The 23752-nt window shown below is 61.2% G+C and carries 18 protein-coding genes; 9 read left to right on the top strand and 9 right to left on the bottom strand.

From position 1 onward, the window contains the following. Positions 1-103 precede the first annotated feature (103 nt). From FFM53_RS13245 to FFM53_RS13205, 9 genes are all read left to right on the top strand, one after another. Positions 104-946, top strand: coding sequence for a fumarylacetoacetate hydrolase family protein (locus FFM53_RS13245; protein ID WP_138389331.1), 843 nt, complete (start codon positions 104-106; stop codon positions 944-946). Between the two features lie 205 nt (positions 947-1151). Then, entirely contained in the window at positions 1152-2429 is a 1278-nt protein-coding gene (locus FFM53_RS13240) for a polyhydroxyalkanoate depolymerase (RefSeq protein ID WP_138389330.1), read from the top strand. Between the two features lie 145 nt (positions 2430-2574). Next, positions 2575-3009: a DUF2852 domain-containing protein gene (locus FFM53_RS13235; RefSeq protein ID WP_017962639.1), complete on the top strand. Its 435-nt coding sequence runs from the start codon at positions 2575-2577 to the stop codon at positions 3007-3009. A 107-nt stretch (positions 3010-3116) separates the two neighbouring features. Further along, the gene (locus FFM53_RS13230) at positions 3117-3875 is read left to right on the top strand and encodes a M48 family metallopeptidase (RefSeq protein WP_138389329.1); all 759 of its coding nucleotides are present in this window, start codon (positions 3117-3119) and stop codon (positions 3873-3875) included. A gap of 167 nt (positions 3876-4042) precedes the next feature. Beyond that, positions 4043-4711 (top strand): phosphoribosylanthranilate isomerase, encoded by a 669-nt coding sequence (locus tag FFM53_RS13225; protein ID WP_011649850.1) that lies wholly within the window; start codon positions 4043-4045, stop codon positions 4709-4711. A 2-nt stretch (positions 4712-4713) separates the two neighbouring features. After that, a complete protein-coding gene (gene trpB / locus FFM53_RS13220; protein WP_003544114.1) occupies positions 4714-5934 on the top strand; it encodes a tryptophan synthase subunit beta in 1221 nt (406 codons plus the stop codon). Positions 5935-5937: 3 nt separating this feature from the next. Next, a complete protein-coding gene (gene trpA, locus FFM53_RS13215) occupies positions 5938-6777 on the top strand; it encodes a tryptophan synthase subunit alpha (protein ID WP_029874599.1) in 840 nt (279 codons plus the stop codon). Positions 6778-6919: 142 nt separating this feature from the next. Beyond that, a complete protein-coding gene (gene accD / locus FFM53_RS13210; RefSeq protein WP_138389328.1) occupies positions 6920-7825 on the top strand; it encodes an acetyl-CoA carboxylase, carboxyltransferase subunit beta in 906 nt (301 codons plus the stop codon). Between the two features lie 27 nt (positions 7826-7852). Continuing rightward, positions 7853-9205, top strand: coding sequence for a bifunctional folylpolyglutamate synthase/dihydrofolate synthase (locus tag FFM53_RS13205; RefSeq protein ID WP_171600302.1), 1353 nt, complete (start codon positions 7853-7855; stop codon positions 9203-9205). Between the two features lie 70 nt (positions 9206-9275). Here the strand turns inward: FFM53_RS13205 and trxA are convergent, their stop codons facing one another. From trxA to FFM53_RS13160, 9 genes are all read right to left on the bottom strand, one after another. Further along, positions 9276-9596, bottom strand: a complete 321-nt coding sequence (trxA, locus tag FFM53_RS13200) for a thioredoxin (protein ID WP_003544118.1) — start codon at positions 9594-9596, stop codon at positions 9276-9278. Positions 9597-9671: 75 nt separating this feature from the next. Beyond that, entirely contained in the window at positions 9672-13223 is a 3552-nt protein-coding gene (gene addA, locus FFM53_RS13195; RefSeq protein WP_138389327.1) for a double-strand break repair helicase AddA, read from the bottom strand. Next, positions 13216-16407 (bottom strand): double-strand break repair protein AddB, encoded by a 3192-nt coding sequence (addB, locus tag FFM53_RS13190; RefSeq protein ID WP_138389326.1) that lies wholly within the window; start codon positions 16405-16407, stop codon positions 13216-13218. Before addB ends, addA begins: the two co-directional genes overlap by 8 nt. 3 nt (positions 16408-16410) lie before the next feature. Beyond that, complete coding sequence (locus tag FFM53_RS13185; protein WP_138389325.1) at positions 16411-17142, bottom strand: nucleotidyltransferase family protein; 732 nt, start codon at positions 17140-17142, stop codon at positions 16411-16413. A gap of 13 nt (positions 17143-17155) precedes the next feature. Continuing rightward, a complete protein-coding gene (gene tsaE / locus FFM53_RS13180) occupies positions 17156-18673 on the bottom strand; it encodes a tRNA (adenosine(37)-N6)-threonylcarbamoyltransferase complex ATPase subunit type 1 TsaE (RefSeq protein WP_138389324.1) in 1518 nt (505 codons plus the stop codon). After that, positions 18670-21255, bottom strand: coding sequence for a sensor histidine kinase (locus FFM53_RS13175; RefSeq protein ID WP_138389323.1), 2586 nt, complete (start codon positions 21253-21255; stop codon positions 18670-18672). The genes tsaE and FFM53_RS13175 overlap by 4 nt, the downstream gene beginning before the upstream one ends. Positions 21256-21458: 203 nt before the next feature. Next, positions 21459-22859 (bottom strand): adenosylhomocysteinase, encoded by a 1401-nt coding sequence (gene ahcY, locus FFM53_RS13170; RefSeq protein WP_003544127.1) that lies wholly within the window; start codon positions 22857-22859, stop codon positions 21459-21461. A 158-nt stretch (positions 22860-23017) separates the two neighbouring features. Then, positions 23018-23293, bottom strand: a complete 276-nt coding sequence (locus FFM53_RS13165; RefSeq protein ID WP_138389322.1) for an HPr family phosphocarrier protein — start codon at positions 23291-23293, stop codon at positions 23018-23020. Between the two features lie 9 nt (positions 23294-23302). After that, on the bottom strand, positions 23303-23704 hold the full coding sequence (locus FFM53_RS13160; protein WP_003544139.1) for a PTS sugar transporter subunit IIA: 402 nt from the start codon (positions 23702-23704) through the stop codon (positions 23303-23305). Positions 23705-23752 lie beyond the last annotated feature (48 nt).

The following is a 23752-nucleotide window of genomic DNA, read 5'->3' as shown; positions in this document are numbered from 1 at the left end:
ATCGCGACAAAGCCGTACCGCTTCCCGGCAAAGCCGTAATGACACCGATGAATAATTCGTTCATAGGTGGCTGCAAATCCGTTTTCGATGAGGAGGAAATTCCATGAAGCTGATGCGTGTTGGCGAAGCCGGCAGTGAAAAACCAGCACTTCTCGATGCCGATGGCAAGATCCGCGATCTCTCCGGTCATGTCGCCGATATCGGCGGTGAAGCGATCGGACCGGCAGGCCTTGCAAAGATAGCGGCGATCGATCCGAAGAGCCTTCCGGAAATCGCACCCGGCCGCATCGGCGCCTGCGTCGCGGGCACTGGCAAGTTCATCTGCATCGGTTTGAATTATTCGGATCATGCTGCCGAAACCGGTGCGACCGTGCCGCCCGAGCCGATCATCTTCATGAAGGCAACATCCGCAATCGTCGGACCGAACGACAATGTCATCATTCCCCGCGGTTCGGAAAAGACCGATTGGGAAGTCGAACTCGGCGTCGTCATCGGCAAAACTGCCAAATATGTGACGGAAGCCGAAGCGCTGGATTATGTCGCCGGTTATTGCGTTTCCAATGACGTGTCCGAGCGCGCTTTCCAGACCGAGCGGTCCGGTCAGTGGACCAAGGGCAAATCCTGCGACACCTTTGGTCCGATCGGACCCTGGCTTGTGACCAAGGATGAAATTCCCGAACCGCAGAACCTCGGCATGTGGCTGACGGTCAACGGCCAGAAGATGCAGAACGGCTCATCGAAGACGATGGTTTACGGGGTTGCGTTCCTCGTCTCCTATCTCAGCCAGTTCATGTCGCTGCACCCCGGCGACGTGATCTCGACCGGCACGCCTCCGGGCGTCGGCATGGGCCTCAAGCCGCCGCGTTATCTCAAGGCCGGCGACGTGGTCGAACTCGGCATCGAAGGTCTCGGCACGCAGAAGCAGACCTTCATAGCGGATCGTTAACGACGCTTCTTGCTGAGAAACTTAAGTTTTCAGGTCGATTATGATGCCGCAGGTCAATTCTGCGGCATTTCCTGTGTGGGTCTGGTACGCCCATGTTGCTGTGCAACAAAAACCTGTTAGTCTGCGCGACGTGCCCGCGTTACGAAAAGAGTCGATGCCTCTCAATCGGCGTCATCTTTTCGATAGAGAAAGGTGGCGCCTTCCAATGTTTTATCAGCTTTATGAATTGAACCATGCCGCCATGGCGCCGTTTCGCGCCGCGGCCGATATCATGCGATTTGCCTATGCCAATCCGCTGAATCCGTTCTCCCATACGCCATTCGGTCGCACGATGGCGGCAAGTCTCGAAATGTTCGAACGTACGACGCGCCGCTACGGGAAACCGGAATTCGGACTGAAGCAGACGACGATCGGTGACAAGACGGTGACCGTCCGCGAAGAGGTCATCTGGTCGCGCCCCTTCTGCAATCTCTTGCATTTCGCGCGCAATGCGCCCGCCGCCAGCCGCAATGACCCGCGCATCCTGATCGTCGCGCCGATGTCTGGCCACTATGCCACGCTGCTGCGCGGCACGGTCGAGGCGTTGCTGCCGAGTGCCGATATCTACATCACCGACTGGATTGACGCCCGCATGGTGCCGATGACAGAAGGCACGTTCGATTTCGACGATTACGTCGACTACGTCATCGAGATGCTGCATTTCCTCGGTCACGACACGCATGTCATCGCCGTCTGCCAGCCTTCCGTTCCGGTGCTGGCAGCCGCTGCCGTGATGGAAGAAGCCAGGGATCCGCTTTCGCCGGCGTCGATGACGCTGATGGGCGGCCCGATCGACACGCGCATCAACCCGACGGCGGTCAACAAGCTCGCCCAGGAGCGATCGCTGCAGTGGTTCTCCGACAATGTCATCATGAATGTGCCCTGGCCGCAGCCGGGCTTCATGCGCCCGGTCTATCCGGGATTCCTGCAGCTCTCGGGCTTTATGTCGATGAATCTTGATCGCCACCTCGTCGCGCACAAGGAATTCTTCATGCATCTTGTGAAGAACGACGGCGAGCCGGAAAAACATCGCGATTTCTACGACGAATATCTCGCCGTCATGGATCTGACCGCCGAATTCTATCTGCAGACGGTGGAGGAGGTCTTCATCAAGCATTCGCTGCCGAAGGGCGAACTGATGCATCGCGGCAAACGCGTCGATCCGGCGGCAATTCGCAACGTGGCGCTGCTGACCGTCGAAGGTGAGAATGACGATATCTCGGGGGTCGGCCAGACAGAGGCGGCGCAGACCATCTGCGTGAACATTCCCGAAGATATGCGCATGCACTATCTTCAGCCGGATGTCGGCCATTATGGTGTTTTCAATGGTTCGCGTTTCCGCCGCGAGATCGCGCCGCGCATCATCGATTTCGTCCGCCAGCATTCGCGTTCTGCCGTTAAGCCTCCGGTCCGGCGTGTCATCAAGGGCGGCCGGGCGGGCTGAATCAGGGATAGCTGAATTAGCAAAACGGATTCAAGGCCTTGTCCGATTTCGCGGGCAATCGTCTTGAAGGCGGTTATTGCGGTAACCACATCGATTTCAGCGTTCGGTATTCTGCCGGGCGCGGAAAGCGAGGGATACCCGCACGATGAACCAGTCAGCATTGCTTCGACCGGATTGGACTCCGGCTACCATTGCCCTGATGATTCTCGGCTTCATGGTTTTCTGGCCTCTGGGTCTTGCCATGCTTGCCTACATCATCTTCGGCGACCGTCTGCGCGGCTTCAAGCGTGACGTCAACCAGGCGACCGATGGCTTCTTTGCCTCCTGCCGCCGCCCGCATGGCCGTCACCGCCCGCATTTTTCGACCGGCAACGTCGCCTTTGACGACTGGCGCAAGGCCGAACTCGACCGCATGGAGGAAGAGCGCCGCAAGCTTGACGAAATGCGCGAGGAATTCGACTCCTATCTGCGCGAGCTCCGCCGCGCCAAGGATCAGGAAGAGTTCGACCGTTTCATGCGCGACCGCAGAAACGCCAAGCGCGATGACAACGGCCCGGTCGCTGAATACCAGACACCGTAAACGCCTGAACGATGAATTGATGACCGGCATCTCGCGATGCCGGTTTTTCCACGTTTGCCCTTCCGGCGATCATTTAGATTTGCCGGCGAATCGTATAGAAAACACCCATGTTCTCGCTTCTGAAAACAAGGTCGAAGGCGCGAAAGCCGTCACCGCCCGAAATGCGGACGCTCGACGTCGCCGGCCGGCTCATGCCGCTGACGATCAAGCAGCACGACCGGGCGACACGCATCACGCTGCGCATCGAACCGGGTGGCCGCGCCTTGAAGATGACGGTGCCGAAAGGCCTTGCGGCGCGTGAGGTCAATGCTTTCCTCGATCGTCACCAGGGGTGGCTACTCACCAAGCTTGCCAAGTTTTCGACCGATACCGGCCTGCGTGACGGCGGCGAAATCCTCCTTCGCGGCGTTTCCCATCGCATCCAGCACAGCGGCAGCTTGCGCGGGCTGACGGAGGCGGTTTCCATAGACGGCATCCCGGTGTTGCGCGTCAGCGGTATGCCGGAACATGTCGGACGGCGCATTGCGGCCTTTCTCAAGAAGGAGGCGCGCGCCGATCTCGCAAGACTGGCGACGATGCATGCAGCAACGATCAGAGCGCCGATCCGCTCGATCTCGATGAAGGATACCCGCAGCCGGTGGGGCTCGTGCTCGTCGGAGGGAAATCTGAGCTTTTCGTGGCGTATCGTCATGGCGCCGCCTTCGGTGATCGATTATCTCGCCGCCCATGAGGTCGCCCACCTCAAGGAAATGAACCACGGCCCGCACTTCTGGGTTCTCTGCCGTAAGCTTTGCCCCGGTATGGAGGAAGCGAAGTCCTGGCTCAAGCGGCATGGCAGCCAGTTGCATGCCATCGATTTCGACTAGCGCATAACCCCGAAAATCGGAATCGATTTTTCGGAAAGCATTATGTGCAGATTTAAAGTGATAGAGCGTCCTTTGGACGCGCGGCGCTCTAGCCGAGAGCCGCGCTAAATTCAGTGTCCGTCGCAAATTGGCTCGACTCTTTCCGCATTTCGTGTCACTTCGCTGCCATGAGACCGGATATCAAGATCTGTGGTTTGAAGACGCCTGAGGCTGTCGATCGCGCGCTGAAGCGCGGCGCGACCCATATCGGTTTTATCTTCTTCGAAAAGAGCCCGCGTTATATCGAGCCGGACCTGGCGGCAAAACTGGCCGAACCTGCGCGTGGCAAGGCGAAAATCGTCGCCGTCGTGGTCGATCCGACCAATGACGAACTCGACGAGATCGTCTCGTTGTTGAAGCCGGATATGCTCCAGCTTCACGGCAATGAGAGCCCCGAACATGTGCTGACCATAAAGGCGCTCTATGGTCTGCCCGTGATGAAGGTCTTTTCGGTGCGCACGGCAGACGACCTGAAGCGCGTCGAGGCCTATATCGGCATCGCCGACCGTTTCCTCTTCGACGCCAAAGCGCCGAAGGGTTCGGAACTGCCTGGCGGCAACGGTATTTCCTTCGATTGGAGCCTTCTCAGCTGGCTTGACGGCAGCGTCGACTACATGCTTTCCGGCGGGCTGAACAAGGACAATGTCGCAGAAGCGCTTTTCGTCACCAAGGCACCGGGCATCGACGTCTCCTCGGGAGTCGAAACTGCGCCTGGCGTGAAGAGCGTCGCGAAGATCGATGAATTTTTTGACGCGGTCGAAAAGGCGAATGCGCCGATGATGGCCTCAGGGAGTTGAGAGTGAACGAGACGCCTAAACCGAATTCCTTCCGTTCCGGCCCCGATGAAGATGGCCGTTTCGGCATTTATGGCGGTCGTTTCGTCGCCGAAACGCTGATGCCGCTGATCCTCGACCTGCAGGATGAGTGGAACAGGGCAAAGAACGATCCGGCATTCCAGGCCGAATTGAAGCATCTCGGCGCGCATTATATCGGCCGCCCGAGCCCGCTCTATTTCGCCGAGCGGCTGACGGCCGAACTCGGCGGCGCGAAGATCTATTTCAAGCGCGAAGAGCTGAACCATACCGGCTCGCACAAGATCAACAATTGCATCGGCCAGATCCTGCTCGCCAAGCGCATGGGCAAGACCCGCATCATCGCCGAAACCGGTGCCGGCCAGCACGGCGTCGCCTCCGCGACCGTTGCAGCCCGCTTTGGCCTTCCCTGCGTCGTCTATATGGGCGCCACCGACGTCGAGCGTCAGGCGCCGAATGTTTTCCGCATGAAGCTGCTCGGCGCGGAGGTCAAACCGGTCACGGCAGGCAGCGGTACGCTGAAGGATGCCATGAACGAGGCGCTTCGCGACTGGGTCACCAATGTCGAGGATACCTATTACCTGATCGGGACGGCAGCCGGTCCGCATCCCTATCCGGAGATGGTCCGCGATTTCCAGTCGGTGATCGGTATCGAAGCGAAAGAGCAGATGCTGGCGGCCGAAGGCCGTCTTCCGGATCTCGTCATCGCTGCCGTCGGCGGCGGCTCGAACGCCATCGGCATTTTCCATCCTTTCCTGGATGATCCCTCTGTCAAGATCGTCGGCGTCGAAGCCGGCGGCAAGGGTCTGCAGGGCGACGAACATTGCGCCTCGATCACCGCCGGTTCGCCAGGCGTGCTGCATGGCAACCGCACCTACCTGCTGCAGGATGGTGACGGTCAGATCAAGGAAGGCCATTCGATTTCGGCCGGTCTCGATTATCCCGGCATCGGCCCCGAACATTCCTGGCTGAACGATACCGGCCGTGTCGACTATGTGCCGATCATGGATCACGAAGCGCTCGAAGCTTTCCAGACCCTGACCCGCCTCGAAGGCATCATCCCGGCGCTCGAGCCCTCGCACGCGATTGCCGAGGTGATCAAACGCGCCCCGACGATGGGCAAGGACGAGATCATCCTGATGAACCTCTCCGGCCGCGGCGACAAGGATATCTTCACCGTCGGCAAGATTCTGGGAATGGGACTGTAAGACATGACCGCACGCATGGACAAACGCTTCGCCGAGCTGAAGGCCGAGGGCCGTCCGGCACTTGTGACCTATTTCATGGGCGGCGATCCCGACTACGACACCTCGCTCGGCATCATGAAGGCGCTGCCGGAGGCAGGCTCCGACATTATCGAGCTCGGCATGCCCTTTTCCGATCCGATGGCCGACGGCCCGGCGATCCAGCTGGCCGGCCAGCGGGCGCTGAAAGGCGGCCAGACGCTGAAGAAGACGCTGCAGCTGGCGGCCGATTTCCGCAAGACGAACGATGCGACGCCGATCGTGATGATGGGTTATTATAACCCGATCTATATTTACGGCGTCGAGAAATTCCTCGACGACGCGCTCGCTGCCGGTATCGACGGCCTGATCGTTGTCGACCTGCCGCCCGAGATGGATGACGAGCTCTGCATTCCGGCTATCCGCAAAGGCATCAATTTCATCCGCCTGGCGACGCCGACGACGGATGAGAAGCGCCTGCCGAAGGTCCTGAAGAACACTTCAGGCTTCGTCTACTACGTCTCGATGAACGGCATCACCGGTTCGGCGCTGCCCGATCCGTCGCTGGTTTCGGGCGCGGTCGAGCGCATCAAGCAGCACACCAAGCTGCCCGTCTGCGTCGGCTTCGGCGTCAAGACGGCGGAACATGCAAAAGTCATCGGCGGTTCGGCCGACGGCGTCGTCGTTGGCACCGCGATCGTCAATCAGGTCGCGACCAGCTTGACGCATGACGGAAAGGCAACGGCGGACACCGTTCAGGCGGTTGCCACGCTGGTGCGCGGCCTTTCCACGGGAACACGTTCGGCGCGCCTTGTTGCTGCCGAATAGTTTGCCCACATTGGCAATAAAGCATGTCGCGCAAAAGTGTGCAGCGGTTTTGCGGCAACGACATGCGGGAAACTAGGACCTAAAGCGTGGCAGCGAATCTGAAAAGATCACGGCGCGCTTTAGACTATCAGGAGTATTCGAGTTGAACTGGATCACCAACTACGTTCGCCCGCGGATCAATTCCATGCTGGGCCGTCGCGAAGTGCCGGAGAACCTCTGGATCAAGTGCCCGGAAACGGGCGAGATGGTCTTCCACAAGGATCTGGAAGGCAACAAATGGGTCATTCCGGCGTCCGGTTATCACATGAAGATGCCGGCCAAGGCCCGCCTGTCCGATCTTTTCGACAATGGCGAGTTCGAATCGCTGCCGCAGCCGAAGGTCGCGCAGGACCCGCTGAAGTTCCGCGATTCGAAGAAATATAGCGATCGCCTGCGCGACAGCCGCCTGAAGACCGAACAGGAGGATACGATCCTCGCGGGCGTCGGAAAGGTGCAGGGACTGAAACTCGTGGCCGTTGTGCACGAATTCAACTTTATCGGCGGTTCGCTCGGCATGGCCGCCGGCGAGGCGATCGTCAAGGCTTTCGAGCGTGCGACGTCTGAAAAGTGCCCGTTGGTGATGTTCCCCGCTTCCGGCGGTGCGCGCATGCAGGAAGGCATCCTGTCGCTGATGCAGCTGCCGCGCACGACGGTTGCCGTCGACATGCTGAAAGAATCCGGCCAGCCCTATATCGTCGTGCTGACCAACCCGACGACGGGTGGCGTCACGGCCTCCTATGCCATGCTTGGCGATATTCATCTGGCCGAGCCCGGCGCCGAAATCGGCTTTGCCGGCAAGCGCGTGATCGAGCAGACGTTGCGTGAAAAACTGCCCGAAGGCTTCCAGACCGCCGAATACCTGCTGGAGCATGGTATGGTCGATATGGTCGTCAAGCGCCACGATATTCCGGAAACGCTGGCGCGCCTCTTGAAGATCCTGACGAAGAAGCCGGTTTCTGCGGCGAACGACATGAATGGCGGCGCGATTGCCCTGGCGGCGAGCGCCTGATAACCGACAAGCAGGCGGGGTGCCGAATTGATACCCAGAGGCCAAACCGCGGTGAGCGAGGCAGCACAGGAGATCGACAAGCTCATGGGATTGCATCCCAAGGGTTTTGATCTGTCTCTCGATCGCATCACTCGTCTTCTCGATGTGCTCGGCAATCCGCACAGGAAACTGCCGCCGGTGATCCATGTCGCCGGCACCAACGGCAAGGGGTCGGTCACCGCCTTCTGCCGCGCCCTGCTCGAAGCCGGCGGCTACAGCGCTCATGTCCACACCTCGCCGCATCTCGTCAATTGGCACGAGCGTTATCGCATTGGCGTAAAGGGCGGACGCGGGCAGCTTGTCGACGACGCCGTCTTTGCCGAGGCCGTGCGTCGCGTGGCCGATGCCAATGCAGGACAGCACATTACCGTTTTCGAAATCCTGACGGCGGTCACCTTCATCCTGTTTTCCGAACATCCGGCCGATGCTGCGATCATCGAAGTCGGTCTCGGCGGCCGGTTCGACGCCACCAATGTCATTTCCGATCCGGCCGTCTCGGTGATCATGCCGATTTCGCTGGATCACCAGCCCTATCTCGGCGACAGGGTCGAGCTGATCGCGGCCGAAAAAGCCGGCATCATGAAGCCGGGATTTCCCGTTGTCATCGGTCATCAGGAATATGACGCAGCTCTCGACGTGCTGATGTCGACGGCCGAACGGCTGCATTGCCCGAGCACCGTCTTCGGGCAGGATTTCATGGCGCATGAGGAATATGGCCGGCTCGTCTACCAGGACGAATTCGGCCTTGCCGACCTGCCGCTGCCGCGCCTTCCCGGCCGCCATCAATATGCCAATGCCGCCGCCGCCATTCGGGCCGTCAAGGCGGCGGGTTTCGCCGTCACCGAGACGATGATGGAAAAGGCGATGAGTTCGGTCGAATGGCCGGGCCGGCTGCAGCGTCTGAGTGAGGGCCGGCTGCTGTCGCATGCGCCGGCCGGCGCCGAGATCTGGATCGATGGCGGGCATAATCCGGGTGCCGGCGAAGTGATCGCCGAAGCCATGGCCAATTTCGAGGAGCGCCAGTCTCGGCCGCTTTTCCTGATTACCGGCATGATCAACACCAAGGATCCGGTCGGCTATTTCAAGGCCTTTACCGGCCTGGTCGAGAAGGTTTTCTGCGTGCCGATCCGCGGCAGCGAAGCGATGATCGACCCGGTAATATTGTCGAATGCCGCTTATGATGCCGGTTTGGTTGCAGAACCGATGTTGACGGTCGGCGATGCGCTGGAAGCGATAAAAGCCGTTCTCGATCCGGAGGCATTGCCGCCGCGCATCCTGGTCGGCGGCTCTCTCTATCTCGTCGGCGATGTGCTTGCCGACAACGGCACGCCCCCGAAATAAAGGCCGTGAAATGAAAAAAGCCCGGTCGAACCGGGCTTTTCGTCAAGTAATATAAGTTGGCCGATATCAATCAGGCGGCGCTCGAAATCCAGTTCGACAGAGCCGTCTTCGGCTTTGCGCCGACAGAGATATCGGCAACTTCGCCGCCCTTGAAGATTGCAAGGGTCGGAATGGAGCGCACACCGAACTGTGCAGCGAGTTCCGGGTTCTCATCGATATTCAGCTTGGCGACCTTGACCTTGCCTTCCATCTCGACGGCGATTTCTTCGAGGCTCGGTGCAATCATCTTGCACGGGCCGCACCATTCGGCCCAGAAATCGACGACGACGGGTTCTGCGGATTCCAGAACTTCCGACTGGAAGTTATTGATATCGACTTTCACGGTAGCCATGGGCTGCTCCTTTAACGGAATTGGGTGTTGAACCACATGTGATGGTGCGGTGCCGAATTTTCAATGTCCGGTATTTCACTTTGTCTTGACCGCTGCAAGCGCCAAACCGAGCGCCTTTTCGCTCAGTGTAAAGAGCGAGGCGTTCTCGGTATAGACAAGCATGCAATCGATACGCCTATCAGGATAGAGTGGCGCCAGGATCTCGCGATAGATCGCCAGCTGCGCCCGGTGCGCGAAGGGGATAGCCTCCTCCGTTGCCGGCGGCACCCGATTGGTCTTGTAGTCGAGAATGACGACGCGATCGGCAAGGACGGCAAGCCGGTCGATGCGCCCGGAGACGGCATAGCGCCGATCTTCGAGCGTCAATGTTCCCATGATCGAAACCTCTGGCTGGGCCTGCGCACCGAGGACAGCCTGCAGACCCTCCTCGTCCAATAGTTTCAGAACCGAATCGACAAGCTTGCGCCGTTCGGCTTCCGGCCAGAATCGAGCCGCCCGTTCAGCATAACGGCTCGCCGCATCAGGTCGCTCCACAAGCGGAATTTCGGGAAGCGCCTGCAGCATGCGATGGATCAGCCTGCCTTTCTCCAGTGAACGATCGCTGCGCTCCTTTTCGCCGAACAGCGGCGAAACGACCAGCAGGCCACCCGCGTCTTCATCGATGATCGTCCCGGCACCGGAAGGGCTGAGCGGCCGGGGCAGCTCAGCCTGCGGCGGCAATGGCCGCAACAGGCCGTCCGGCAAGGTCTCCTCGCTGCCGCGCTCTTCGCTGCGATCGATACGCTCGAAGCTTCGTTCTACCCGCGGCACGCGCCATTTGATGCCCGGCCATTCCCCATCGGGACCGGAGAATGTGGTCGCCTCCACATGCGGATGGTCGTCGCGCAGTGCCGTCGAAATCATCATATGCCAGGTGTCATTGTTCACACGCACGCCACGATAGCCGCAGACGACCAGCCGGTCGGCGGCGCGCGTCATGGCGACATAGAGCAACCGGCGGTATTCCTCCTCCGCCAGCATCTGGATACGTGCGGCATCATCCTGGGTAAGCGAATTGGAAAGATCCGAGACAGGAACCCAGACGGGCATCGGCGGCTCGTCTGGGCCGGTCTCGATCAGGCGAAGCTTCGGAAGATGGGTATGGGTGAAGGCCTTCGAACCGCCGTCGACGAGGAAAACGATCGGTGCTTCAAGACCCTTGGAGGCATGCACCGTCATGATCCGCACCTCGTTGCGCCCCTTGTCCTGCTCGCGCTTCATCACGGGGGCTTCGAGCTCCAGCGTCGAGATGAAGGATTGCAGCCCGGGAAGGCCGGAGCTCTCATGGTCGAGCGTGAAGGTCAGGAATTCGTCGAGGATATCGCTGACCTCGGTGCCGAGACGGGCAAGGAATTGCCGCCGCCCGCCATAGCTGCCCAGCACGCGCGCATAGAAATCATGGACCGACAGGCTCCTGGACTGCCGGAGAAACAGCTCCAGCCTCTCGACGGCAGCGCGGAAGCGCTCGGTGCCGTCTGCTGCGAAGCTTTTGAGATGGCTCCAGACGCTTTCATTGTCGCCGCGCAACGCGGCGATCGCAAAGATGTCGTCCTCGGAGAGATCGAAAAACGGGCTCTTCAGCACGGCGGCGAGCGAAAGGTCGTCTTCCGGCAGAAGCAGGAAACGGCCGAGCGCCAGCAGATCCTGCACGGCGATATGGCTGGTCAGCACCAGTCTGTCCGCGCCGGCGACGGGAATGTCGCCGCGGCGCTTCAGCGCCCGCGTCAACGCATTGACGAAGGCGTCGCGCTTGCGCACCAGCACCAGGATGTCGCCGGCCTCGATCAGGCGCTCCTTGCCTTTGTCGACGATCGTTTCGCGGCCAACAAGCGTGCCGATCGAATGGGCGATCCGCCGCGCGAGGATCGCGGCCGGCGCGCTTTCCGGCGTCGCATCGAAGGGCGCCGTCCAGTCCTCCTCCTTCACCACCGCTTCCGGCGCAACCATCTCCCAGAGATCGACGGCGCCAGGATGTCCGATGCGGCTGGAACGATGCACGACCGGTTCGCCGACCGCACTGAGGCCGCGCGCGTTTTCGGGTGTCTTGAAAATGTGGTCGACCGCCTCGAGCACGTCGGCGGTCGAGCGGAAAGAGAGCGGCAGCCTCACGGAGGAAAAACTCTGCCCGCTATCGGAAACGCGCCGCCGCGTTCGGTCGCTCTCCTCGGAGAAACGCTCGGGCCTTGCCCCCTGGAAGGAATAGATCGACTGCTTTTCGTCGCCGACGGCAAAAAGCGTGCGCACGATCGGCCGGGCGCTTTCGCCGGAGAAGAAATCTTCGGCGAGCGACTGGATGACGCTCCACTGGATCGGGCTGGTATCCTGCGCCTCGTCGACGAGGATATGATCGATGCCGCGATCGAGCTTGTAGTGGATCCAGGGGCCGACGCCACTTTTCGTCAGGAGGTCGGCGGTGCGGGTGATCAGGTCCTCGAAATCGAGCTGGCTGCGCTGCTTCTTCAACTCGTCATAATCGTGATTCAGCCGATCGGCGAGCACGAGCGCTGCATGTGTGGCGCCGTACATCCGCATCAGTTTCAGCCGGTCACGGCTTGCTGCGACATGCGCGCGGGCAATGGCGATGGCCTCCGCCAGCTGCGGTGCCTCGGCAAGCATGGCCTTGACGAAGAATTGCGAGTCCGCCTTGGGCTCGCCCTTCACGGTCAGAAAGATTTTCTCGAGAAATTGCGCGCGCCTTGCGTCATCGCGCTCCCGCCCAGCGAGCCTGAGGCCATAGGCAACCTCCTGCGCCTTGGCACCGCCCTTCTGGTCGGCAAGCGAAAGATAAAGTTCCAGCGTGCCGCCCGAAAGCTCCGGCAAAGGCCAATATTGCGCCGCGATCCTGTCTTCCGTGTCGCCGACGGCAAGGCCGAGCCTTTTGCGCAGAACCATTTCCACGCCGCCCTGCTGTTCAGCCGTCGCGGTGAAACGACGAATGGCATTGCGATTGGCGACGATGTCGCCGAGCAGGTTCTCAAGCCCGGATTCGTCGCCGAGATTGAGCACGTAGGCGAATGCCTCGGCAAGGGCGCTGTCTTCGTCCGGCGCGGTTGCCGTCAGCAGTGCCCGGCGCGCATCGGAAAGCAGCGCCACCGCCGCGCGATCGTCGAGAACCGAGAAATGCCCGGCAACGTTGGCTTCCAGCGGGAACTGATGCAGCAGTGCCTCGCAAAAGGCATGGATCGTCTGGATCTTCAGTCCACCTGGTGTCTCCAGCGCCTTGGCAAACAGCCGGCGTGCCTCGGCAAGCTTCAGTCCGTCGGGAGCCGTACCTTCGATCTGTGTGATGCGGCGGCCGAGGTCTTCATCGTCAAGCACCACCCATTCCGCCAGCCGTTCGAAGACGCGGTTCGACATTTCCGACGCCGCGGCCTTGGTGTAGGTGAGGCATAAAATGGCGGAAGGCCGCGCACCTGATAGCAGCAGCCGGATGACGCGCTGTGTCAGCACATGCGTCTTGCCGGAACCGGCATTGGCCGAGACCCATGCTGAACGCAGCGGATCGGAGGCAATCGCCTGCTGGATCGTCGTCCAGCCGATCCAGGCGCCCGGATCGTCATCGTTGGGAAGGGCGGTCACATCACTCATCGCCGCCCTCTTCGGTTTCGGCCGTCGACCATTCGGAGACGCGGGCGAGATGATCATAGTCGCCGCCGAAATCGAATTGCTGGGCCGGGATCAGCCGCGAGGTAAAGCCTCTCTCGCTGGATTGCAGCAACCCCACGAATTTGACCAGCTGGTCGATCGATTCGGCGGCCAGATCCATCGCCGATTTCGCCTTGTCGCTGCGCGCCGAGCTCTCGTTGTTGACGGTATCGACTTGGAAGCGGCTTCCGGGTCGCAGACGCACATAGAGAAGGTCCTGCGGCACGAGGCTGCCGGCATCGCGGAAGGCACCGGCGCTCAAGGCGGCCGCTTCAAGCGCAAGCTGCGGATCGAGAAGCACACGTGCCTGCGCCGGTGAGGGATTGTAGCCGGTCTTGTAGTCGATGATGTCGGCCGAGTTTGGTCCTGTGACGTCGATCCGGTCTGCAACGCCGGTGAGCCGGATATTGATCGGCTCCAATTCCATGCCGCCCCGTACTTCCGTCAGCGTTTTCAGGATGCCATGCTGGCGTCCGGCCTCCCATTCGAGGAAGACGCGGGCCACCGCGCGAAAGCGCGGCCGCCACACCGCGTCGATATGCGGCGGCAACTTTTCCATGTCGAAAAGCTCGGAAAGGATGGCCTCCATCGCCGCTGCCGCATCCGGCGTGCCGGCGATGTGAGCCTCGCGGATGAATCGATCGATGATCTCGTGGTAGAGCGTTCCGCGTTCGGCCGCCCCTGGATCACGATTGAACGGGTCGACGGGGTCAAGCCGCAGGATGCGACGGGCATAGATGGCATAGGGATCTCGGCGCAGCCGGCCGACTTCGCTGAAGGAATAGGATTTCGGCTGCAGCGCCAGCGGCGGTTTCGGCGAGGGGCGCTGCACCGGCGCCTGAGCATCTCCCCGATCGATGAGAGCGGCCCATTGGAGGAACCGATTGCCGCGTCCCTTCAATTCCGCTTCGAACGCCTCTCCGCCGAGCGCCAGCAGCCGCTGCAGCCAACGCGAGGCGACGGTCGGCGTCGAGCCCTGGCGCAGCGCGCGCGAATAGATCAGATGGCGTGTGCCGTTTGCCATCTCGAAATCATGCGCCAGCTGGCCGATGCGCCGCTCCGGCGGCTCGAGGCCGATCTCCGTCTTCATCATTCGCGGAATGAAGGGGTTGTTGGCGGTCTGTCCCGGCCAGGTGCCTTCGTTCAGGCCGCCGAGGATCAGCGTATCGACGCTCTGCAGGCGGGCTTCCAGCGTGCCGAAGATGAAGAGCCTCGGATGGCTGAGCGCCCGTGGTTTCACCGCATGACCGGCGGCGAGCGCTGCCATGATGTCGATCCATTGCGGTCCGTCGGCCTCCATCTGGCCGTCCGTGTCGATCACTTCACTGAGCAGGGCGGCGAGGGCGTCTCCCGCTTCGTTCGACCAGAGATCGGCGAGATTGCCTTGCGGATCGACCGCGACCGCTTCAAGCGAACGGCCAGTGCGCTCGGCCCATTCGGACAATGTGAAGCGCACTGTTCTTCCACGATCTTCCGGCCGGTGCCGCATCAGCGCCGAAGCCAGAGGCTCGGTCGCTTGTGTGACCCGGCGGGCAAGGTCGCATGCGGCGTCGGCGGCCTCAGGCGAAAGCGATTTTCGCCATTGCGGCGCGTGCCTGTCCAGCGCCTGTTCGGCAAGTTGGTGCGTGAGGAGAGGTTCGAGCGTGCTGATATCCACCTCGGCCACACCGCCGCGCAGCGCCAGCAGCTCGAGCGCCTCGGTAGCGGAAATCAATGCGCCGCGCTCCAGGCCGAAGCGGGCAAGCGGATGTTTGAGCAGTGAGATGATTGCCACCGGATCGCCCGGTCGCAGCGCTGCCTCCAGCAGCAATTGCAGCAAGGTGCCCTGCGGCATGGCCGAAAGCGGTGTGCCCGCCGAATCATCGGCGAGAATGCCGAAGCGGGAAAGCTCGGCCATCACCCGCCGCGCGAGATTGCGGTCCGGAGTGATGAGTGCTGCCCGGCTCTCGCCGTCCTGTCCCGGTCTTTCCAGCGCCAGCCGGAGTGCGATGGCAATCGCCGTTGCTTCCTCGCGCTCATTGGCGGCTTCAATCAGCGAGACATCAGAGAAGGCCGAAGACAGCGCGCCGGCCGGCAGATCGCTCTTCCACGCTCCCCAGTCGCTGGTCGCCTCCGCTGGAGCAAGGGCCCGCGACAGGATTTCGGCCCGCCGGTCAAGATCGGCCTCCGGTCTGTCGAGGAGCGTGACGTCGGCGCGTGTCAGCTTCAGCCGCTTGAGCAGCAGTGACAGGCCATATTGCGGATGGCTCCGGCTTGCGGGATTGGCATGTTGGCCGGGCGCCGGTTCCGGCGCGACCATCTGCCAGTGCATTTCGGGCATGGAGAGATCGAGACCTGGAAGCACGATCACACCTTCAGGCAGATGGGCGACGGCGGCGATGAGATCGGCGGTGGCGGGAACGGAACCCGTCGAACCGGCGATGATGATCGGTCCCGCGGGTTTCGTCGCCGAAAGCCGGCCTGCTTCGGCCCGCAGAATGGCGTTTCTATGCCGTGCCGGCGAGGATTTGCCGAGTTCGGAAAGCCGTTCGGGCCAGAAGGCGCTGGCGATCTGCAGGAACTCCGCCGTCAACTGCCACCAGGCGGCATAATCGCCGGTATCGAGTTTCGACAGCTCCGACCAGTCGAGATCCTCGGTCTCGATGGAATCGATCAGCTCGGCAAGATTGCGGGCGAGCCAGATCGCATCCGCCGGGCTTGCCGGCGCGACGAGCGGCGAGTCCGAGTGAATGTGGCGGACGATCTCCGGCAACTTATTTCGCCAGGCAAGGATCAGACGCGCAAGCTCCAGCAGACGGGCGGTATTCGATAGCGGCTGGGCGAGATCGATCGTTGTCGGCAGCGCCTCGTCGAAATAGCCGCTATCGTCATCGGTTTCGCCGAGCGGGCGGATGACGGGGAGGATCGCTGATCGGCCGCCGAGCAGGTCGACGAATTCAGAACGCAGCACACGCACGGCGCGCCGGGTCGGCAGGTAGATCGTGACTTTGGCAAGCGACAGCGGATCATCGACGTCGTGCCGGAAAATCGGCGTCAATCGGCCGTCGCAAACTGTCGTCGCCAGCGTTTTCAGGAAGGAGAGGCCCGCCGGGATCGTCAGGATGCGTGGCTGGTGCCGCTCCGCCATAGCTTAAGCAAACGTCCGCAATCGCCGGATCGTTTCCTCCGCCTCGCCGATTGCCTCCGGCGTGCCGACCGTCAGCCAATGGCCTTCGAGCACCATGCCGAAAAGCCGTCCACGCGCGATCGCCTTGTCGAAATAGATATTGAGGTTGAAGGCATCCTTCGGCGCATCGTCGAACAGCGACGGGTTCATGGCGATCGCGCCGGCATAGACGACGGGATTGGAGGGATCGTCGCGATAACGTGTCAGCCGGCCATCGGCCGCGAGGCTGAAGTCGTTCTTGCCGTTGTGACCCGTCGTATCCTCGATCCCAACGCAAAGCAGCGCCATATCCATGCGTTCCGCATCGAAGAAGCCGGCTAAGCGTTGCAGATTCGTCGGCCGCCCCTGCTGTTCGCCGATCCAGAAGAGATCGGCATTCATGACAAAGATATTGTCGCGGCTAAGCAGCCTCAGCCCCTTCGCCAGGCCGCCGCCGGAATTCATCAGTGCGCCCCGCTCGTCGGAAATGACGATATCGAGGCCGCGATAATTCCCAAGATGTTCGAGCATCTGGTCGGCGTGGTGGTGAACGTTGACGACGGCGCGTTCGACGCCGGCCGCGACCAGGGAATCCAGTGCGTAGTCGATCATCGGCTTGCCGTCGATCTTCACCAGCGGCTTGGGGATCGTATCGGTGATCGGGCGCATGCGGGTTCCGAGACCCGCGGCCAGTACCATGGCTTGTCTGATGGTCATTCTGATCCGGAACTTATGATTCGCTCTGGCCTATTCCAGCCCTTGTGCACCAATCGCGCAAGGGGGCAAGCGTTTCATGCTCAAGCGCGACGTTTAGATAGGCGAGCGTGCGCGGCATATGTTTCAGATAGCCCGGCTTGCCGTCGCGCTGCAACAAGCGCACCCAGAGGCCGGCAAGCTTGCAGTTGCGCTGGGCAGACATGATCGCCCAGGCTTTCATAAATCCGGCTTCGTCGAAACCGCTCTCTGCGCGGCGAAGCGTCAGATAATCGTCCATCAGCTGCCGGAAGAGGTCCGGCTCGATCGTTACGCGCGCATCCTGGACGATCGAGGCAAGGTCATAAGCCGTGGGGCCGATCATCGCGTCTTGGAAATCGATGAGGCCGATCTTGCGAATACCGCTTTCATGTTCGCGCCAGATGATGTTCGGCGAGTGGAAGTCGCGCAGCAGCAGGTTCTTCTCGGCCGTTGCGAGCTCATCGATGAGCGCATCCCAGATCGCCAGATATTCCGCGTGTTCGGCTTCCGTTGCAGGTGCGCCCTGGCGCTTCCAGGGCAGGTGCCAGTCTATCACCAGCCGCACCTCCATCTTCATCGCCGTGCGGTCGAAATCAGGAATATGGTGGACATGCCCCTTTCCAACGGGGATGTCCTGCGGAAATTTCAGGGCGTGCAGCCTGGCCAGGCAGGCAACGCTTTCGCGATAGCGTTCTATAACCGGCTGTCCGTGGGCATCCAGCACGCCTTCGCTGCCAAGATCTTCGATCAGCAGGATACCCTTGTTATAATCCACCTTGTAGACTTCGGGTGCCGCAAAACCGTCCTTGCGCAGCGTATCGGCGATTGCCACGAACGGATAAGCGTTTTCGGCAAGATGCGCGACTTTGGGATAGGGTTTGCCGTCGAGAACCGGCGGGCCTTCAGCAAGCGGCGGCCAGTCCATCAGGATGATGCGTTGGTTCCCGGCTTGCGGATAGATCGCCTCATAGGCGCGCAGCGAGGCATCACCGGTCAGGAAGCGGCGTTTCGATGCGGGGTAACCGGCGGCATCAAGGAAATCGCGGATCGCCAGCACGCGGCGGATGCGTGTATTTTGCGCGCCAGCGGCTTCGATCGTTGCCCGGCGGCCGCTGCCTTCATGCGCCAGCGTCAGGGTGATTCGTTCCACGGGCAGTTCGCTCTGCGCCATCTCAGGCCATTCGACGAGACAGATACCGTTCTGCAGGGCCTCGTCGAAGCCAAGCTCCGTCAGTTCGGCGGGATCGCCGAGCCGGTAGAGATCGAAATGCGAAACGGCGATGCGCAGATCGTAGGATTGCACCAGCGTGAAGGTCGGGCTCGGGACCTCGAGCCCCTCGTCATCGGCGATCGCGCGCAGGATCGCGCGGGCGAGCGAGGATTTCCCCGCGCCGAGATCGCCGGAAAGGGCAAGGCAATCACCGGCTTTCAGGGCCAGCGCCAAGTCTTCGCCGAGGCGGACGGTGGCCGCCTCGTCTTTCAGGAAAAGCGAGATCGCATCGCTGGTCGTCATTCGGCGGCGGCGGAATGCGGTACATCGACCGAGGGGATACGGCAGACGACGGTCGTGCCCTTGCCCGGTTCGCTGTCGATCGTCACATCGCCATGATGCAGACTGACGAAGCTGTCGACGATCGAGAGGCCGAGGCCGGCGCCGCCGCGTTTGCCGCTTTTTGCCCCCGTGGCAAAACGGTCGAAGACGGTCGCGATCATGTCAGGCGAGATGCCGGGGCCGCGATCGCTGACGGCGAAGACGAAATCCGTGCCTTCGCGACGGCATTCCAGTGAGATCGACGTGCCTTCGGGCGAGAAATTCGCCGCATTGGACAGAAGCTTCAGAAGGATCTGCTTCAGCCGCTGCGGATCGGCCACGATCGAGCCGAGATAGGCAGGAGCGGTAATTTCAAGCGCGACACCGCTTTCGTGGAGGCGATCGGCGATCTGCATCGAGACGTCGTCGAGCAGATCGTTGAGATCGATATCCGCATAATTGAGGCGCATGATGCCGGCATCGACGGTCGCAAGGTCGAGAATATCATTGACGAGCGTCAACAGAACCGAGGACGACGTCGAGATGTGGTCGATATATTCGGCCTGCCGTTCGGTAAGCGGCCCGACGCCGGGCGTGCGCAGGAGATCGGTGAAGCCGATGATGTTGGTCAGTGGCGAACGCAGTTCATAGGAAACGTGCTGGACGAAGTCGTTCTTCAGCTCGTCGGCCTTGCGCAGTGCTTCATTCTTCTCGGTCAGCGCGCGCTCGGCACGCACGCTGTCCGTCATGTTGACGAAGGTCAGCATGGTCTGCGCGTTCGGCAGCGGGATGACGGCATAGTCGAGCACGAGGCCGGAGAAGAGTTCCAGCGTTCCCTGGCCCGAGCGGCGTTCGTCGTCGAAGCTGGTGATCAGTTCCGCGAAGGTCTTCCAGCCGTCCGGCCGGTCATAGGACGGCGCGCAGGCCTCACCGAGCGCACGGATATGGGTGCCGGGCTTGGCTTCGGTTTCGGTGATCCCCCAGAGCGCGCGGAAGGCCGGGTTGGAAAGGCGGATGCGTCCATCAGGACCGAACACCGCCACACCCTCCGAAAGATGGTCGATCGTTTCACCCTGCACCTTGACCAGCGTGTTGTAGCGCGTTTCGAGATCGACCTGCTCAGTCAGGTTTTCGAACACCCAGGTGGCGCCGCCCTGCGGATGGGCGGTCGCAAAGACCCGTAACGTCTGCCCGTTCGGCAGGTGCCAGAGATCGGTTTGCGTGTCGAGCGCGCGATAGACGGAAAGCGCGGCTTCCTTCCAGCTTTTCCAGTTGAGCTGGTCCGGCAGTTTCTTGGCCGCCCGCAGCCGCTCGAGCAGCTCGCTATTGTCCGGTCGGCCTTCGAGGAAGGCGATATCCAGCTCCCAGAGCGCGACGAAGGCCTGGTTGTAGAATTGCAGCCGGCGGTCGCCGTCGAAGATGGCAACCGGCGTGGCGAGATGGTCGAGCGTTTCGGCATGGCTCTTCAGCGTCCGTTCCAGCTCGGCGCGCACTGCCTCTATGTCGGACACATCGATCGCGATGCCGGCCGAGCCGCCGGGAACCCTGACGTCGACGACGTCGAAGAATGTGCGGTTGCCGTGCACGACCGTCGAGATCTTGTCGTGGAAGGGCGATTCCGGCGTCGTCTTGGCGCGAATGCGTTCGCGCGCGACGGTCGTCAGCATCTCGCGGCCTTCATTGATCGCCTGCTGCGGCGATCGCGCTTCGACCGCCTCGCCATAAGCCTGGTTGACCCAGGTGAGGCGGCCCACCGGATCGCGCTGCCAGGCCGGCATGTCGATCGCGTCGAGCATGGTCTGGAAGGCCGAGATCGAGGTCATCAGCCGGTCGCGTTCGATCCTGAGCTCTGCGAGTTCGGCGCGCAGATTGTTGAGCGCCACGAAGCGGACGAAGGCACGCCCGCCGGAAACCCGGCCCTGCGCCTCGAGGATTTCGTCGCGGATGGTTTCGACCACCATATCGAAGCTTTGCGCCTCGTCGCGCAGCCGGTCGATCGCCTTTTCCAGCTCGGAAGCCGAACGTGACTTCAGCCACAGGCCAAAGGCCAGGAATTCGCCGTCCTGCGGCGCGCCGGTCTCAGGCGGAAGCTGGCCGAGCAGTTCGGGACGTGCATTGCCGTCCCAGATGACGATCCGCCGGTTCTTGTCGGCGATCAGAGCCTGGTATTGCGAAATGCGCTGCTGGGCATCGGAGAGCGCCGAGCGGATTTCCCGGCTCTCGTTTTCCAGGTTGCCGCGCTGGCGCACGAGCCACAGCGTTGACAGCAATGCTGCCGATATGACGCCAATGACGACAGAAACACCGATCACCTGCGAGGATGTGAAGAGGTGAGCCGAGGCCGCCGCCTGCTGCTCCGTCTGTGCCAGAGCCGGCCGCGCCAGGGCGGCAAGCGCCGTGCCGGCCGCGCAGCTTTTCAGGAAGCGCGCCAATGATCCGTGCTCTTGCTTTGCGGCCTCGTGTGCCGTTGCAGATTTATATCCTTGGCCTGCCATCAGCGGGCGGCGATCGGCGCGTGCGCCATCATCCGCCTGACCGGGCAGGCTGCTTTTTATTTCCGACATCCGCGGTATGTCTCCGTCCTTCAATGTGCCGCATTACGACAAGACATCCCATTTTCGCAGCGGCCGAACAGGGTCCGGCGCCACGAATCAAGTCTTAAAACAATACTTCGGAAGGGAATCGGCGGGAAGGGAGCGTCCAAAAAATAAGCCGCGGCATTTGTCAATGCCGCGGCTTCTACATCTTGTGGATATTAACGATCAGATCAATATCTGTAGTGGTCGGACTTGAACGGGCCCTTCGGCGAGACGCCGATATAGGCAGCCTGTTCCGCAGAAAGCTCAGTCAGCTTCACGCCGAGCTTGTCGAGATGCAGGCGTGCGACCTTTTCATCGAGATGCTTCGGCAGGATATAGACCTGGTTGGAATACTGGTCGGGCTTGGTGAAGAGTTCGATCTGCGCCAGCGTCTGGTTGGTGAACGAAGCCGACATCACGAAGGACGGATGGCCGGTGGCGTTGCCGAGGTTGAGCAGACGGCCTTCGGAAAGGAGGATGATGCGGTTGCCCTTGGGGAATTCGATCAGGTCGACCTGCGGCTTGACGTTGGTCCACTTGAGATTGCGCAGTGCAGCGACTTCGATTTCGTTGTCGAAGTGGCCGATATTGCCGACAATCGCCATATCCTTCATCGCCCGCATATGGTCGATGCGGATGACGTCCTTGTTGCCGGTGGTGGTGATGAAGATATCGGCCGAGGAAACGACGTCCTCGAGCAGAACGACTTCGTAACCGTCCATCGCAGCCTGCAATGCGCAGATCGGATCGGCTTCTGTCACCTTGACGCGGGCGCCGGCGCCGGAGAGCGAAGCGGCAGAACCCTTGCCGACGTCGCCGTAGCCGCAGACGACGGCAACCTTGCCGGCCATCATGACGTCGGTGCCGCGGCGAATGCCGTCGACCAGCGATTCCTTGCAGCCATACTTGTTGTCGAACTTCGACTTGGTGACCGAGTCGTTGACGTTGATCGCCGGGAAGGGCAGCAGGCCCTTCTGGCTGAGCTGGTAAAGGCGGTTGACGCCGGTCGTCGTTTCCTCGGTGACGCCCTTGATCGCGTCGCGCTGCTTGGTGAACCAGCCAGGCGAAGCGGCAAGGCGCTTCTTGATCTGTGCGAAGAGGATTTCCTCTTCTTCGGAATGCGGGTGAGACAGTACGTCCTCGCCGGCTTCGGCGCGGGCGCCGAGCAGGATGTACATGGTGGCGTCGCCGCCGTCATCGAGGATCATGTTGGAAAGGCCGCCATCGGCCCACTGGAAGATCTTGTCGGTGTAGACCCAGTAATCTTCGAGCGATTCGCCCTTGATGGCGAAGACAGGCACGCCGGAAGCGGCGATCGCGGCAGCGGCGTGATCCTGCGTCGAGAAGATGTTGCACGAGGCCCAGCGGACTTCGGCACCGAGCGCGACCAGCGTCTCGATGAGCACGGCCGTCTGGATGGTCATATGCAGCGAGCCGGTGATGCGCGCGCCCTTCAGCGGCTTTGTCTGGCCGAATTCGGTGCGGCAGGACATCAGCCCCGGCATTTCGGTTTCGGCGATCGTAATTTCCTTGCGACCGAAATCCGCAAGCCCGATATCGGCGACGACATAATCTTTTTCAGTGCTCATAGAGGCCTCCAGGCTGAAAAACGTCTCAAAATTGGCGCAGGCGCGAAAAATGACCCGCGTGCAAGCGCACGGCATGTCCGCCGTTTAGCAGGCTTCGCCGGTGATAGCAATAAGGATATAAAGAAGTCTTTATATGTTTATATGAACTCGATCGGAGCTCATATCTCCTCGCCGAACCTGTTCTGGATCAACTTGTCCAGGGCCTCCAGCGCTTCCTCGGCCTGGCTGCCGCTCGCCGAAACGACGACGCTTGAGCCGGGACTTGCCGCAAGCATCATCAGGCCCATGATGGAGGTTCCGCCGACCGTCATTCCATCCTTGGAAACGGTGATGGCGGCATCGAAGGTCTCGACCATCTGCACGAATTTGGCGGAAGCGCGCGCATGAAGACCGCGCTTGTTGATGATGAGGAGTTCCCGGGAGAGCGATGTCATGAATGCCCGTTATTTTCCGCTGAGCACACGGCTCGCGACATTGATATATTTCCGCCCGGCTTCGGAGGCCTCGACCAGCGCCTTCTCCATGTTGTTCTCGCCGCGCACCCCGGCAAGTTTGATCAACATCGGCAGGTTGACGCCGGCAATGACTTCGGTATGGCCGCTGCTCATGACTGATATGGCGAGATTGGACGGCGTGCCGCCGAACATGTCGGTCAGGATGACAACGCCGTGGCCATCATCGGCACCGGAAACGGCTTCCAGAATGTCCTGCCGTCTCTGGTCCATGTCGTCTTCGGGGCCAATACAGACCGTCTCGATGAATTTCTGAGGACCGACGACGTGCTCGACAGCATGACGAAACTCTTCAGCCAGCTTGCCATGAGTGACAAGCACAAGTCCGATCATGATATTACTGCTCCCATATACAAACGGTGGCCCCAATATCGCAATGCA

The organism is Rhizobium indicum (genome assembly GCF_005862305.2).
Classification (GTDB): Bacteria; Pseudomonadota; Alphaproteobacteria; order Rhizobiales; family Rhizobiaceae; genus Rhizobium; species Rhizobium indicum.
This window is presented reverse-complemented; position numbering and strand designations above follow the sequence as displayed.